Source organism: Salinisphaera aquimarina, from assembly GCF_042643355.1.
GTDB classification, from domain to species: Bacteria; Pseudomonadota; Gammaproteobacteria; order Nevskiales; family Salinisphaeraceae; genus Salinisphaera; species Salinisphaera aquimarina.
Map to the genome: position 1 here is coordinate 353,688 of NZ_JBHRSS010000004.1, position 14,644 is coordinate 368,331.

At 59.1% G+C, this 14,644-nt stretch carries 16 protein-coding genes and 2 pseudogenes; 7 read left to right on the forward strand and 11 right to left on the reverse strand.

Annotated features, from left to right (window positions below; translation table 11 throughout):
• Positions 1-460 precede the first annotated feature (460 nt).
• From recD to ACFOSU_RS12010, 6 genes are all read left to right on the forward strand, one after another.
• Positions 461-2,341 (forward strand): exodeoxyribonuclease V subunit alpha, encoded by a 1,881-nt coding sequence (gene recD, locus ACFOSU_RS11985; RefSeq protein ID WP_380689897.1) that lies wholly within the window; start codon positions 461-463, stop codon positions 2,339-2,341.
• A 3-nt stretch (positions 2,342-2,344) separates the two neighbouring features.
• A complete protein-coding gene (locus ACFOSU_RS11990) occupies positions 2,345-2,485 on the forward strand; it encodes a hypothetical protein (protein ID WP_380689899.1) in 141 nt (46 codons plus the stop codon).
• 67 nt (positions 2,486-2,552) lie between these two features.
• Positions 2,553-2,825: a CopG family ribbon-helix-helix protein gene (locus tag ACFOSU_RS11995; protein WP_380689901.1), complete on the forward strand. Its 273-nt coding sequence runs from the start codon at positions 2,553-2,555 to the stop codon at positions 2,823-2,825.
• Complete coding sequence (locus ACFOSU_RS12000) at positions 2,813-3,106, forward strand: type II toxin-antitoxin system RelE/ParE family toxin (RefSeq protein WP_380689903.1); 294 nt, start codon at positions 2,813-2,815, stop codon at positions 3,104-3,106. Before ACFOSU_RS11995 ends, ACFOSU_RS12000 begins: the two co-directional genes overlap by 13 nt.
• Positions 3,107-3,233: 127 nt before the next feature.
• Positions 3,234-4,841: a DUF3696 domain-containing protein gene (locus ACFOSU_RS12005; protein ID WP_380689905.1), complete on the forward strand. Its 1,608-nt coding sequence runs from the start codon at positions 3,234-3,236 to the stop codon at positions 4,839-4,841.
• Between the two features lie 3 nt (positions 4,842-4,844).
• On the forward strand, positions 4,845-5,951 hold the full coding sequence (locus ACFOSU_RS12010; protein WP_380689907.1) for a hypothetical protein: 1,107 nt from the start codon (positions 4,845-4,847) through the stop codon (positions 5,949-5,951).
• A gap of 65 nt (positions 5,952-6,016) precedes the next feature.
• On the opposite strand, the gene ACFOSU_RS12015 is transcribed toward ACFOSU_RS12010, so the two are convergent.
• The 4 genes from ACFOSU_RS12015 to ACFOSU_RS12030 all read right to left on the reverse strand — a co-directional run bounded on the left by ACFOSU_RS12015 (position 6,017) and on the right by ACFOSU_RS12030 (position 6,951).
• Positions 6,017-6,241 (reverse strand): hypothetical protein, encoded by a 225-nt coding sequence (locus ACFOSU_RS12015; RefSeq protein ID WP_380689909.1) that lies wholly within the window; start codon positions 6,239-6,241, stop codon positions 6,017-6,019.
• Between the two features lie 85 nt (positions 6,242-6,326).
• Positions 6,327-6,434, reverse strand: a complete 108-nt coding sequence (locus tag ACFOSU_RS12020; protein ID WP_380690023.1) for a HepT-like ribonuclease domain-containing protein — start codon at positions 6,432-6,434, stop codon at positions 6,327-6,329.
• Positions 6,406-6,567, reverse strand: a complete 162-nt coding sequence (locus ACFOSU_RS12025; protein WP_380689911.1) for a HepT-like ribonuclease domain-containing protein — start codon at positions 6,565-6,567, stop codon at positions 6,406-6,408. Before ACFOSU_RS12025 ends, ACFOSU_RS12020 begins: the two co-directional genes overlap by 29 nt.
• A 93-nt stretch (positions 6,568-6,660) precedes the next feature.
• Complete coding sequence (locus tag ACFOSU_RS12030) at positions 6,661-6,951, reverse strand: nucleotidyltransferase family protein (RefSeq protein WP_380689913.1); 291 nt, start codon at positions 6,949-6,951, stop codon at positions 6,661-6,663.
• A gap of 249 nt (positions 6,952-7,200) precedes the next feature.
• Between ACFOSU_RS12030 and ACFOSU_RS12035 the strand changes: the two genes are divergently transcribed.
• A complete protein-coding gene (locus ACFOSU_RS12035) occupies positions 7,201-8,151 on the forward strand; it encodes an alpha/beta hydrolase (protein ID WP_380689915.1) in 951 nt (316 codons plus the stop codon).
• 202 nt (positions 8,152-8,353) lie between these two features.
• On the opposite strand, the pseudogene ACFOSU_RS12040 reads toward ACFOSU_RS12035, so the two are convergent.
• From ACFOSU_RS12040 to ACFOSU_RS12070, 7 genes and pseudogenes are all read right to left on the reverse strand, one after another.
• A pseudogene (locus ACFOSU_RS12040) lies at positions 8,354-8,749 on the reverse strand (zeta toxin family protein); the annotation flags it as partial.
• Positions 8,750-9,221: 472 nt separating this feature from the next.
• The gene (locus ACFOSU_RS12045) at positions 9,222-9,659 is read right to left on the reverse strand and encodes a TA system antitoxin ParD family protein (protein WP_380690025.1); all 438 of its coding nucleotides are present in this window, start codon (positions 9,657-9,659) and stop codon (positions 9,222-9,224) included.
• Positions 9,660-9,785: 126 nt separating this feature from the next.
• The gene (locus ACFOSU_RS12050) at positions 9,786-11,414 is read right to left on the reverse strand and encodes a gamma-glutamyltransferase family protein (protein WP_380689917.1); all 1,629 of its coding nucleotides are present in this window, start codon (positions 11,412-11,414) and stop codon (positions 9,786-9,788) included.
• 166 nt (positions 11,415-11,580) lie between these two features.
• Entirely contained in the window at positions 11,581-12,447 is an 867-nt protein-coding gene (locus tag ACFOSU_RS12055) for a PA4780 family RIO1-like protein kinase (RefSeq protein WP_380690027.1), read from the reverse strand.
• Positions 12,448-12,705: 258 nt separating this feature from the next.
• Positions 12,706-12,804, reverse strand: a pseudogene (locus tag ACFOSU_RS12060) (pilus assembly protein); the annotation flags it as partial.
• Between the two features lie 8 nt (positions 12,805-12,812).
• Positions 12,813-13,058: a DUF6364 family protein gene (locus ACFOSU_RS12065; protein WP_380689919.1), complete on the reverse strand. Its 246-nt coding sequence runs from the start codon at positions 13,056-13,058 to the stop codon at positions 12,813-12,815.
• Positions 13,059-13,195: 137 nt separating this feature from the next.
• Positions 13,196-14,572 (reverse strand): NAD-dependent succinate-semialdehyde dehydrogenase, encoded by a 1,377-nt coding sequence (locus ACFOSU_RS12070; protein ID WP_380689921.1) that lies wholly within the window; start codon positions 14,570-14,572, stop codon positions 13,196-13,198.
• Between the last annotated feature and the right edge of the window lie 72 nt (positions 14,573-14,644).

Below are 14,644 nucleotides of genomic sequence, written 5' to 3' on the forward strand. Positions count from 1 at the left end.
GGCCAGAACTCGGATCGCTTTGGCGATCCTCAAACAGGCTGGCCGCACCGGCGCAGTACGCCGGACACCCATCGGGCCTGCGCGTCTGCGTCGCCATGCAACGGGACCAGATACAAACAGATGGCCACAACCTCCCGCGAGCGACAGCGAGTTTGTCTGTATTCACGCCCCTTGGGCGCAGCGCCGAGCAGCGGAGGACGAACGCGGAACAGACAGCCGGATGTTTGAGCGCAGCGAGTTTCCGGCTGGCCCGCGTTCGGCCGGAGCCGCGCAGGGTATCGGCGCGAAGCGCCGACGCAAGACAGGGTGTCTTTTGCTTTGGTTACTTTCATTTGGACAAGCAAATGAAAGTGACTCGCACAACAGTGCGAAACCCCAAGCACGAATTCACCCAAGCCGTTCGTTCAAAACGCTCGAACGCGAAGACCCGCCGTTGCCCTGGCCCTGACAGAGTCCGCCCATGAACGAATCCCACACCGACGACATGTTCGACAACGAACCGACCATGCCTCAGGGCCCCGAGCAGCGCCAACCGAACGCCGAACCGATGCCGGAAACCTCGGCAGTCGCCGAAGACGTCGGCCTCTCCGACCTGGACAACGCCCTAGCCCACTGGGCCCGCCGCCACGGCGCCGACAAACTCGTCGCCCGTGCCTTCGCGCTCGCCAGCTGGGCCGTCGCCCAGGGCCATACCTGCCTGGACCTGGATAGGATCCCGACCGCGCTGATGAGCGCAACGAATCAGAAAGACCTGGCCGCCGCACTTGAGGCCAGCACACTGGTCGGCGGCCCCGGCGAGGTCCGCCCGCTGATCGTCGACCAAGGCCGGCTCTATCTACAGCGCTACCACGCCTATGAAACACAGCTCGCGGAACGCCTGCGCGAGCTGATGGCCGCCGCGCCAAACCCGGTCGATATCGACCGCCTGAAACCCGGCCACGGCCTGTTCCTGGCCGACGCCGCCGATCCGGACGCCACCAACTGGCAGGCCGTAGCCGCGTTCGCTGCCCTGCGCCATCGCTTCACCGTCATCTCCGGCGGCCCCGGCACGGGCAAGACCTACACCATCGTGCGCCTGCTGCGCGTACTCATCGAAGCCGCCCGTGCCGAGAGCCGCGAGCCGCCGCTGATCGCCCTCGCCGCGCCCACCGGCAAGGCCGCGGCGCGCATGGTCGAATCGGTGCGCAACGGGCTGGACAACATGGCCGCCGATCCGGCGTTCGACAACGCGATTCTCGACCACGTACCGCAGAACGCCCGCACCCTGCACCGCCTGCTCGGTCTGGGCGGTGCGACCACCAGACCGCGCTTCAACGCCGACAACCCGTTGCCCTACGACGTGGTGATCGTCGACGAAGCCTCGATGGTGGATCTGCCGATGATGGCCAAGCTGGCCGACGCCATTCGCAACAATGCCCGCCTGATCCTGCTCGGCGACCGCTACCAGCTCGCCTCGGTTGAATCCGGCTCCGTGCTCGCCGAAATCTGCAGCAACGCCGGCGTCAATCGCTTCACCGCCGACCAGCAGGCCGACGCCGGCGCGCTCATCGCCCAGCCGATGGAACCGGCGACGCATGTCCTGGCCGACCACGTCGTCACCCTGCAGACCAGCCGCCGTTTCAACGCCGACAGCACCATCGGCCGCCTCGCCGCCGCGGTGAACGCCGGCGACGTCGCCACCGCCCAGGAACTGTTCACCGCCCGCCACGACGATCTGCATTATCACGACGCTTCCGACGCTGCGGCCATCAGCCGGCTCATGGATCGGCTGGCCGACGACTACGCCGCCCTAGTTGAGGCCACCGACCCTACGCTCGCCCTGGCCGAACTCGGCAAGCAATGCGTGCTGACCGCAGTACGCAAAGGCACCGCAGGCAGTGAAACCATCAACGCCGGCATCACCGAACGCCTCGCCCGACGCTTCGACTTCAACCCCGCCATGGCCTGGTACCACGGCCGCCCGGTCATGATTAGACGAAATGACTACCGCACCGGCCTTTATAACGGCGACGTGGGTGTTGCACTATGCAACGAGTCCGGACAGATCCGTGTCTGGTTCGAGGGGGACAACGGCTTGCGTGCATTTTTGCCCAGCGCACTGCCCGCGCACGACACCGTGTATGCGATGACGATTCACAAAAGTCAGGGCTCGGAGTTTGATTCCGTCACTCTCGTTTTGCCGGATTATGACGTGCCGGTTTTGACTCGGGAGTTGTTTTATACAGGGTTGACGCGGGGGCGGGCGCGGTTGGATATCTATGCCTCGCAGCAAACGCTTCAGCAGACCATTGTCCGGCGGGTGACGCGCATATCTGGACTGGCCACCCGTCTACGGAGTTGAGGAATGAACACCGCATTTGAAAGCATCAAAGCCGGATTGCTGCAAGCGATCGCCCATCAGCAGAAGAAGTCGCAAGACGTCATCGTGCATGGGCCGGCGCGACCGTTCGCCAAAACCACGGATACCGACGCGCCGCGTAAGTGATGATTCGAAGCGACCGTTCGCACCGTGCTATAAGTATTCACAGGTATTACCTATCAATAGGTCTGCTATGGCCACATCAATCAAAATAGACGACGCGCTGAAAAACCGGGTACGGCAATTGGCCGAAAGCCGCCGCAGGTCATCCCACTGGATCATGCGCGAAGCCATCGAACAGTACGTCGAGCGCGAGGAAAAGCGCGAAGCGTTCAAACAAGAAGCTTTGCACGCCTGGACGACATACCAGGAAACGGGTCGGCATCTGACAGGCCAGGAGACCAGCGATTGGCTGACGACCTGGGGTAGCGATGACGAAAGGCCCGCGCCCGAGTGCCACGATTAATTGTTACCGAGAACGCGGTACAGGGTTTGACGCGGTGTCGTCGGTTTCTCGAGGGGAAGGCGCCCGAGGCCGCACAACGGGCCGCTGAGGCGATTATTGGGCAGTTCGTTCGGCTAGAGACTGCGCCGGATATCGGGCGCCCTATGTTTGATGCGCCGGAGTTGCGGGAGCTGGTTATTAGTTTTGGCGATTCTGGGTATATGGCGCTATATCGCTATGAACCGAGATACGATGCTGTTTATGTGCTGGCGTTTCGGCATCAGAGGGAGGTTGGGTTTTGACTTGGGGCCACGGACACAGCTGGTGCCGCGTTTAGAACTTATTGCGCTGGGGACCGCGCAAAACGCAAGACCTGACCCCAATTTGCCGAAGTAATTTCCATGAACCAAAGTCGAAATATTTAACTACATGCTAAAAAGTGTTCGAATACGTGGGCTTCGATCGTTGGCCGATACGGGCGCCATCCCATTAACCAACCTAAACTTGTTGGTAGGGAGAAATAGCTCCGGAAAAAGCACATTTGCGCGAGTTTTTGCTCTACTCCGGCAAAGTATGGAGGCGAATACAAAGGGCCCTATATTATGGTACGGGCCATTAGTCGATTTCGGCTCTTTCGACGAAGCTGTTACGCGCGATCTCCCAGATCGGGAAATCGAGTTCATATTCAATATTTCATATCCTCTCACGGCACGGCGCGCGACAAACTTTGGTCGACGCTGGATCTCGTCCTTCGACGATTTAGGATCGGAAAGCGTCGGCGATACCAACGCGAAGCTATCCATTCTACTCGGGGCTACTGCAAACTCCAAAGAGACTTACCTAAAGACGTTTACTCTCGATATTTATGACGTAAAAACAACAATCGAATTAAACCCGACGGGAGAGGTTACTTCGATAAAGGTCGGAGACTATGAGGTCGCAGCCGACGATAGCTTTCGAATACTCAGCCAATCCGGCACGTTCTTACCACGAATCCGTTACTACCAGCGCCGAGTGTCTAAGGTTGAAGGGAAAGAACTCACTCGATGGCTAGAAACCCGTAACAGTTACGCTCGGAGAGATTTGGACCGGCAAATTAGCCAACACGTACATGGAAATACAACACGTAATAGCCGGCTACGTATTGCACGAAATCTACCTCTGACGGACATTGGGACGTTTACACAGAGGCTAGTTTCTGTCCCAGCTGCACCTCAAAGCTGGCGGTCATCACTTAAAAATGCGACGCCGCGCTCTTCGCGTGCCATTAAGCTTCAACATCGTGTTTTCGCGACTAGAATCGACGGTATTATCAATGAATTAGATAGCTTCCTCTCTAGCTATTTTAAAAGCGTTCGTTATATCGAGCCATTACGGGCAGTTGCCGAACGATACTACAGAAAACAAGAACTAGCCGTAGATGAGATCGATTCAAAAGGATCGAACGTAGCTATGTATTTAAATAGCCTCACAAAGGGCGAAACGCGCAGTTTCATTTCTTGGATGAAAAGCATATTCGGTGGTTACGTATCAGCAGTTTCACGCTCAGGCCATATCACGTTGCAGTATACCGATAGCCAGTCGGAACAAAGTTTCAACATTGCCGACGTCGGATTTGGCCTCTCTCAGGTACTTCCCCTGGCAGTCCAAATCTGGAGCTCCGCATACCGGCCAAACGTTACTCCAGGAGTGCGCCGTTTACTAAGAAAGAACGACACGAGTGTTCTAGTTATTGAGCAGCCAGAGCTTCACTTACATCCGGATTTCCAGGCGCGCGTCGCAAACATGATCTCCTCTGCTATCCAGGTCGCCAAGGAGCGTGATAATCCGCTTTCAATTGTTATTGAAACGCATAGCCCCTGGCTAATTAATCGGATCGGGGAGCTTATAAGCAGTCAAAAGCTTAACGAAAAGGATGTTTGCCTTCATCTCTTCGAAGGCAACTCGCAGAACAGTCTGTCCTCGGTTCGAAAAGTGATGTTTGATAACAATGGCATATTAAAGGATTGGCCGTTCGGTTTTTTCGACCCGATATAGCAAATGCTTATAAAGCTCGAATTGAACAATATAGATGAATTGACCGATGAAGAGACCGCCGGCGTCGAAAATTTATTTCTATCGTGCGCTGAGGGCACCCATGTTGCTATTGCTGATCGCAACACGTTAAAAGCGCTATTGAACTTTACTCACTTAAGCTCGCGGGCGCTGGGCAGCATTCGCAATATGCTCTCGAAGTTTTCATTTATTGCGAACCTTGAGAAGGAGATTTCATTCTACGTTCAAATTAGCTCGGATACGGCGGACCCAGAATTTACCGAGGATTTGTGGAAGCTACCGTTAAGTTGGTTCTCAGACTCACAGCTTTGTACTAGAACTATATTGCTTGCCGAAAATTTGAACGATGCCTTTTTCTATGCATTCTCCTCACCTGTTCTGTCTAGGCACGCCGATCTTCTTAAGGAGTTAACCGTAAATTACGAGCTCGTAAACGGTGGCGGAGATACGACAGCGGATGTGTTAGCGCACGTGGCTGATGAGAAGCGTTTTACGATATGCGTCACTGATAGTGATCAATACAGTCCTGGCGCTAGCGAAAAGCGGACGGCGCGCAGATGTCGCGCCGTTATACGCGCTTGTCGCTGGCCCTGCGACTTAGCAGTGATTAACGCCAGAACTGTTGAAAACCTAATACCGCCAGCGATGGTTCGCGCCAGCACAAATAGCCCACACGCGCACAGGGCTGCTAATGACGTCGAATACCTGCTCGCAAACGACTTATTGCCGGTCGCGAGATTCTCCGACCTCAAATCGGGTCTCCATCTCTCGAAAATTTTTTCCTACACAGACCAAAACGCAATTGCCGACTGGAAGCTGTTAGGCGAACGCTTAGTAGGGCATGGCCAGCTCGATGAACGCTGCATTGAACAATGGAGTTGTCAACACGATCGCCATAACTGCGATCAAAATTGCTGCAGAATAGTTGCTGGGTACGGCGTTCGAACCTTATCGAATCTTGTCGCTTGGCTGAAGGCCGAGCCATCGGCCGGTATCGTTCCGCTGCTAGAGGTGCCGACCGAATCTCCGCTCAGAACAGTTGCGGACCGAGTCGTCGAATTATGTCTCGCGATGAAGATTCAACGAGTTTGATGTCGCCCTAGGGGGTTGCGCGGCATTTAAGTGCGTGTTTGGGTCATTGCGCACAGGAGTTGGGGTCAGATACCCTCTTGGATTTCAAGCCGCGCCATCGGGATATCAGCTTGGAACGGCTGTCCTGATTTGATCACGCCATAGATCAGATGCACGAGCTTTCGCATGCTCGCGCCGACGATCGCCTTGGGTGCCAGACCTTTCTTTTCCAGCCGCTTTGCCATCGCGATGATCACCGGATTGTGGCGTTTCGCCACCATGCCAGTGGAGCTCGGGGTCAGGTCTTGCATTGCCACATTCTGGCCACCGCGGCCCGAGCCCAAACCCGCGCCAGCCCGCATGAGAGACAAAGCCTGAGCGGTCCCAACTCTCAGCTCAATCCAACTCGCAGAGCAGTTTCGAAGCGTCTTCTTCCAGCTGCGGCAGCTTATCGGTCACCGCATTCCAGACGAGGCTATCGTCCAGTTCCGCATAGCTGTGTATTCAGAATATTGCGGAAACCGATGATATTCCGGAAATTGCGAACGCGCGCTTGTGTGGCGGGATCAAGTTTGCCGAGTTGGTTCAGTGCCTCGCCGATAATCTCGAATTGCCGCTCCACCGCAGAGCGAAGCATCAGGTCGGACGCATAATCGTCGTAGGTCCTTCCGTCACTGAACCGACGAATCCCCGTGCCGCCTGCAACATACCGTGCAGATACATGGCTACACTACGCGCCATAAACGGGCCGCCGTGTCTCGTTCACGCTTTTCATGAAGTATGGGTTTTTGATCGCTCGCACGCTGACCAGGTCGATATGGCGGCCAAACAACGCGGTCAACTCATCAAGCAGCCCGAAATAGTCGTTGAACTTGCCGTCAGGCCCCGGATTCTGGAACTCCACCAAAAAATCCAGATCACTAGTCTCCGGGTCGAACTCGCCGGTGGCGGCGGAGCCGAACAACTCCAGGCGCGCCAGCGCCGCCAGTTCCTCCGCATGTTCGTCGACAATACCGGTCATGATTGAAGGGTAAGCCAATTCACACCACCGGGCAGTCATCGCGCAACGCGCGAGCGAGGGCCAGGTCTTGAGAGGAATTTAGGATCAGGACTTGCATTTTGCACACGATTCGCGGGACTCGTGTTCCAGGCGCAACACGGTGCCATGAACACAGCTCGGAATTCCGGAGATAGAGCTCGCGGTGTGCACCAGCCCATACAATCGTGCTATCAAGCCCGCTGAACTCAGCTTGCTTTACAAGGATTGCTCATGTCGCTAACCACCGAAGTCGCTGGCGTTGTCGCCAGGATGCGCGAAGCCGACATTGCGTTCGCCGATCTCGGCCTGGCCGATGCGCGCCAGTTCTATATCGACACCCTGGCCAAGAGTGGCGGCGAGCCGGTGCCGATGGGCCAGACCGTTGAGCACGAGCTGACGCTCGACGGCCGCAATCTGGGTGCGCGGCGCTATCGCCCGGACGGGCTGGCCGAAGGTGCGGCGCCCACGTTGGTCTATTTTCACGGCGGCGGCTGGGTCCTAGGTGATCTGGAATCGCACGATCGCGTGTGTCGACAATTGGCCCGGCGCGCAGGCTGTCAGCTTGTCGCGGTGGATTATCGCCTGGCTCCGGAGCATTGTTTGCCGGCTTCTTCCGACGACGCGATCGCGGCCTATGGCTATCTCGTCGAACACGCGGCCGAGTTCGATATCGATGTACATCGGCTCGCAGTGGGCGGCGACAGCGCGGGCGGTCATCTGTCGGCTGTGGTCGCGCTTGCGGCGCGCGACGCCGGCTGGCCCCTGGCCTTGCAGGTGTTGATTTACCCGGCCACCGACTTGCGCGAGGCCGCCCGCAGCTATCCGTCGAAGGGTCGCAACGCGAACGTTCCGCCGCTCACTGCCGAACTCATGGCCTGGTTCGGCCAGCGCAGCGTGGATGCCAATACCGACCCGCTCGACTGGCGGGTGTCGCCGATTCTGGCGGACACACTGGAAAGCACGGCGCCGGCGCTCGTTATCACGGCCGGGGCCGATGTGCTCATGGATGAAGGCGTGCTCTATGCTGCCCGCTTGGCCGATGACGGCGTCGACGTCGATCATGCCCACTACCCGGGCGTGATTCACGGCTTTATCGAGATGCAGGCCTGGCTGGCGGCGACCAGCGACCTCATGGATCGGATCGCGGCCGCGGTGCGTGCGCATCTCGCCATTACCGGCTAAAGCGCTTCCTCGCGCGAGCGCGGATCAGGTCTTGCATTTTGCTTTTATGCGAGACCGAGCGACAGGTACTCTCAAATAACGATAAGAAGCCCCCATATGCTCGCGTCCCAACTGGCGTCGGCGGCGCAGCATCAGGTCTGCTTTTTTCTCGAGAAGCAACACTTGGCCCGGAACAGCTACCGACGGTGCTCGAATCGAGCTGCTAGAGATACAACGCCTCAGCCCAAACGGGCAACGTCCCATCCCTGCACTGCCGAACCACCTCTCCGCGTACTAGCGTCAACAGCCACCGCGGCGGCTGACCAACCCGAGAGTTGTCGTAGACATGCGTCACGCTGGCCAGATTAGCGGCCTCGCGGATCAACGCCGGGTTGCGATCGTATCGTTCCCGAATCTTGTCTTCGGGTACGGGATGGCCGCCCATGATGACGCGGGCCCCGACACGCGCCACCGAGAAGTCGGCATGACGTACATTCACGTGGAACAGAACGACGCGATAACCTGCATCGAGCGCCGTCTGTATCAACGTCAGCTTGCTCGGGTGCGAAAACACCGTTTCGGACACAAACGACCGGCGCTCTGAAATCAATTGCTCGCGTTGGGCGGCGGCTTCCTTGCTCGCGGCATAAGCATCGTCAGGAGAAGCGCCGCCGCGCTCGGCCTGCCACGCTTCTAGGGCCTATTGCCGCTCCACGCGACCCCGCGCCGAGGGCCATTTTTCTGCAAGACAAGGCGCGGCGAGTGCCGTGTAGCTGCGCTACATAAGCGAGCTGCAACGCCGTATTGCGGAAAAATGGACCTCGTCCCGCAGGGTTGCAGCCCAAAATCGCGCCATCCGGCGTTGCAGGACTTGGCCTTGGAATGACCAAGGCCTGCGCCCTGCGCCTTGCCTGGCGCGATTTTGGGTCGCAACGCGGTGCCGCGTGGAACGGCAACAGGCCCTTGTATGAGGTCGGCGTTGACGAAAGGCGCGTTGGTTTTCGGTTTGATGCGGTCGGCGTACAGCGTCGACTTACCCGCGCCGTTGGGACCTGCCAGCAGAAACAACGTCGGCTGGCTGCTCCGAGCCATCAATCACCCAGACTCTCGATATCCACACCCGCTTGTCGCATGGCCTGGATACGCTGCCGGTGTTCGCGTATCTCTGTTGCGGAACTATGGCGCATGGCCTCGTCGTGCAATTCGTCATAGACCGGTTTTTCGTAGGACGTCAGCTGATCTACAGCGACTTCGCCCTTCAAGGCGCTTGCAATATGCTGGTAGTCGAACTGCCCGGAATGTTCGATGGCGCGGCCGATACGTGCCCAGTATTCAATCTGACCTGCTTGCGAGCGCTGCATCAGTTGCGACTCGGCCTTGGATGTAAGGGCGAGCTCTTCAGAGACGCGTATAGATGTGCCGGCCGTGTCGGGTGTCCTCTGTAGGATGACGGCCTGATTGTAGCAAATTGCTACACCTGCGACGAATTCCCGCGCGCTGCTGGCGTTGGATCTCGGTATTCGATGAATCGGCTGTCTTCATGGCGTGCGTGAGCACATGTGGCGCGTGCGGGATCAGTCTTTCGCTCTGACTTCATCTGCGTCGCACAATCCAAAAGCTGGTCCCGCTCGGCTGCTGCGCGGTCCGTTGAGAATTCAAAGCACGGCGATGGATGAATCCGCGCGCGGCTCGGTGCCACCGCACAGCACACCGGTCGCCGCGTCGCGGATGATGATCTGGCCGCGACCGAAGCGAGTCGAGTCGTGATTCACGTGCATGTCGTGACCGCGCTCGGCCATTGCTCGCACCAGATGCGGTGGGTATTCCTGTTCGACGGCAATCCTGCGTCCGCCCATCCATTGCCAGCGCGGTGCATCCAGGGCCGCCTGCGGATTGAGCCCGAAGTCCAGAAGGTTCATCACCACCTGCATATGCCCTTGGGGCTGCATGAAGCCCCCCATGACGCCGAACGGTCCGATCGGTTCGCCGTCGCGCGTCATGAAGCCCGGAATGATGGTATGAAACGGCTTCTTGCCGGGCGCCAGCGTGTTGTCATGGCCGGCTTCCAGCGTGAAACCGAAGCCGCGGTCCTGCAGGTTGATGCCGGTATCGGGCACTACGATGCCCGAGCCGAAATCGTGGTAATTGCTCTGGATGAACGAGACCATATTGCCGTCGCCGTCGGCCGTGGCGAAATAGACGGTACCGCCCGAATACGGATCCCCCGGAAACGGATCGAGCGCGTGCTCGCCAATCAGGTCACGACGAGTCGCGGCGTACTCGGCGCTCAGCAACGCGTCCACGGGTGTTCGCATATGTTCAGCGTGTGCGACGTACTTGTGTCCGTCGGTATACGCGAGCTTCATCGTCTCGCACTGGCGATGGAGGACGGTCAAGTCATCGCGCGCATGTAAATCGCCATAACCGCTGACGATATTCAACGCCATCAAGGCAATGATGCCCTGCCCGTTGGGCGGTATTTCCCAGATATCCACGCCACGGTAACGAGTGGAGATCGGCTCGACCCATTCGACCCTGTGATCCGCCAGGTCGCTTGCACGCAGATAGCCGCCGGTCTGGCGCGAGAATTCGTCGATGCGCCTGGCAAGGTCGCCGCGGTAAAAGCTTTCACAGCGAGTGTGAGCGAGTTCGTCCAGCGTGCGGGCGTGCGCTTCACTGATGAATATGTCGCCCGGTTGCGGCGCATCGCCGTGCGGGGCGAACGTCTCGAACCAGTGCGCCGTCGCACTGTTACGCGGCTCGGCGTTAAAGGTCGCCACGGCACGCTGCCACATCTGGCTGATCACGGGCGAGACCGGAAAGCCGTACCGAGCAAGCTTAATCGCCGGCTCCAGGAGCTCGGCGAAATCGAGTCGGCCAAAGCGCTCGGCCAGCGCCGCCCACGCCGACGGCGCGCCCGGCACCGTGACCGGTATCCAGCCGTCACGCGGCATCGCTTCATGCCCGGCATCGAGCACCGCCTGGCGAGTCAAAGACTGCGGAGACCGACCACTCGCATTGAGCCCGTGCAGCGCGCCGCCGCCCTGCGCGTCGGCTATCCATACCAATGCAAAGGCATCGCCGCCGATACCGTTCGAGGTGGGCTCGACAACCGTCAAGGCCGCAGCGGTGGCGATCGCCGCGTCGACGGCATTGCCGCCCCGAGCGAGGATATCGCGGCCGGCCTGTGCAGCCATCGGCTGCGTAGCACTGACCATGCCATGCCGGGCATAGGTCGCGCTGCGTTGCGAACGGTAGGGATTCGTCTGGGAAAAGGGTATCAAGCGGGATTCCTTCTAGAATCGATAACCGAGTTGGAGTTCGCGCTCACGACTGATGACATCTGATTTTACGGGGCCTCGATTTTCTTCTTCCCGAAAAGCCACCGGCGTCAAAATTTGTCTTGTACTCAACGGAAAACCGGGTTGGCGCAACTGGCGGTAACGCCCGTCACGACGGGTGAGAGCCTTCCTCCGCTTCCTCACGCCCACGCTGACGCGCTTCGGCTTCGCGCCGCGCTTCTTCGATCTGGTCCAGCACCGCGCCCACGTCGGCCGCCGTTTCGTCACGCGTAAACAGCCCCGTCAACGGTGTTTCCGGCGCGAGTTCCGCCGCCTCGTACAAGCCCCATATCTCGAGGGCATATTCTGTTTCCAATATCTCAGGCGCTACCCGCCCGAACGTGGCGCGCAGGTTGTTTACATCGCGAGCGAACATGCGAAAGGTATTGTTGTTGCTGGCTGCGTCCACCGCCTGCGGCAGATCGATAATGACCGGGCCGTCCGGACCCACCAGCACGTTGTATTCCGACAAATCGCCGTGAATCAGGCCGACACAGAGCATGCGCACGATTTGCCGGATCATGAACGTGTGCCATTCGACCGCTTGCGCGGGCGTCATTTCGACCTCGCCCAGTCTGGGCGCCGGACGCCCCTCGGCATCGAGCACGAGTTCCATGAGCAACACGCCGTCGAAAACGCCAAAGGGTTTCGGGACACGAATATCCGCACCGTACAACTTGTACAAGGCATCGACCTCGGCGTTTTTCCACTCGGCTTCCTGAACCTTGCGACCGTATTGCGTGCGCTTGCCCGCAGCACGCGCATTGCGACTGCCCCGGGCCTTGCGCCCCTCGGTATATTCCGCGGCCTTGTGAAAGCTGCGCTGCTGTGACTGTTTGTAAACCTTGGCACAGCGCGTTGCGGACCCGCTGGTCACAATATAAACAGTCGCTTCCTTACCGCTCTGAAGTCGGCTGACCACGGTATCGATAATGCCGTCATCAAACAGGGGAAGCAGCGTTTTGGGTGTTTTCATAGAGCAAGGAGCGATCAAATTTGGGGTTGTATTGCCACCAGCCCGTAAAAGCTCGGGCCCGGGGCTGGGGCACGCCATCCGAATTGGGATTTTCGGCGCGTCGGATCACATGATGTCATGCTGTGATCGCTGCAGACGCAACGATGCGATAGTGGTGTGTCACGAGAGCGGCGAAAATAACAGCAATTAACACCGCTATCGCCTGCCCCACCTCGATTCCGGTCTTCCCGGGCACCCCCAAGTTCATGGACGACACCCTCACGGCCGGATATCGAGCAGGTATTCCTCTGGCGTAAGTGCCGGCACGGGCGACGTGCCGAAGTCTCGGACATTGCGAGTGACGATATGGCTAAGGTCGACCAGAATCACTGTCCGTGCTTGCCCTGCCGGCGTTCTTCGATCTCGGCCTCTACATCGACGCCCGGCGGCAGCAGACCCGTGATTTCGTCCAGCACAGGCCGCGGCACTTCCCTGTCGAGTAGACGAATCCGCCGCAGATAACGATCGGTGACTTCAGTCACGCTCGACCCATTGGTTTTCGCATATTGCTTGGCCAAGGCAATATCTTCTGTAGGCAGGCGAATTGTGAGATTGGAGGTATCTGTGGCCACATTCCAGCACCGCAGCCGGGTTAGAACCGACCTGCGCCTGGCCCCCGATAATCCTGGCTTCCAAGAAAAAGCCCCCGACCGAGGGCCGAGGGCTTTCAGGCACCGCCGAAATCGGCGGTCGGGTATAGACGCCTGTGCTACTGCGCGATCATCAGCGATTTGCTGTTGACGAATTCACGCATTCCGAAGCCGCCGTGTTCGCGGCCGTGGCCGCTGTCCTTGACGCCGCCGAAGGGCAGATTGGGCTGGGCAATGAAGTAGCCGTTGATGCTGACCATGCCGGTGTCGAAATGATCCCGCGCGAGGCGTACGGCGCGGTCTTCATCCTTGGAGAAGATGCCGCCGCCCAGGCCGTAGACCGAGTCGTTGGCGATACGGATGGCATCGGCTTCGTCCTTGGCACGAATCAGCGAGGCGACCGGCCCGAACAGTTCGCCGTCGTAGGCCGGCATGCCGGGCCTGACGTTTTCCAGCACGGTGGTCGGATAGAAGAAGCCCTCGACATCGGGGACTTCGCCGCCGATGGTACAGGTCGCGCCGTTGGCGACCGATTCCTTGACCTGCGCATGCAGCTTGTCGCGCAGGTCCTCGCGGGCCAACGGGCCGAGCGCGGTGTTCTTGTCCGACGGGTCGCCGAACTCGACCTGCTTCATCTTCTCGACATAAGCGTCGCGGAACTTGTCGTAGACCGCATCGACGACCACGAAGCGCTTGGCCGCTACGCAGGTCTGGCCGTTGTTGTTGATTCGGCCCGTGACGCAGGCGTCTACCGCCTTGTCGATATCGGCATCTTCGAGCACGAGGAAGGCATCGTTGCTGCCGAGTTCCAGCACGGTTTTCTTGAGATGCTGGCCGGCATCCGCGGCGATCTTGCGGCCGGTCGCGGCACTGCCGGTAAAGGTCACGCCACGTACGCGCGGATGTTCGGTGACCTGGCTGGCCTGTGCGTCGTGGATATAGAGCACGTTGAATACGTTCTCGGGCACGCCGGCTTCGCGGAAGATGTCTTCCAGCGCCTCGGCACAACCCCAGACGTTGGGCGCGTGCTTGAGCAGCACCGTGTTGCCGGCCATCAGGTTGGCGATCGTATAGCGAACCACCTGATAGAACGGGAAGTTCCAGGGCTGAATGCCGAAGATCACGCCAATCGGCTGGTGGGAAACAAGCGCACGGCCGCCCGGCAGATCGCGGGTTTCGTCGGCCAGCATGTCGGCGGCGTTGTCGGCGCTGTAATCGCAGATGCCCTTGCAGAGATCGAGCTCGCCCGGGCCCTGGGCGATCGGCTTGCCCATCTCGTCGGTGGCCAAGCGGGCCAGGCGATCCTTGTTCGCGGCGAGCAGCTCACCGACCTTGCGGATCAGAGCGCCGCGCTCGTCGAATGAGCGTTGTTTCCAGTCGAGAAACGCCTCGTGGGTCTGCTCGATCTTCTGATTGAGCTGCTCGTCCGAAATCGTGTCGAACTCGCGAATGGTCTGGCCGGTGGCCGGGTTGATGCTCTTGACGGTATCCGTCATACGGGGCTCCAGAATCGTGAAAAGGCGCGAAGCGCGTCGATGATTGTCGGCCGCGCGGCGCCGCGTTACCCC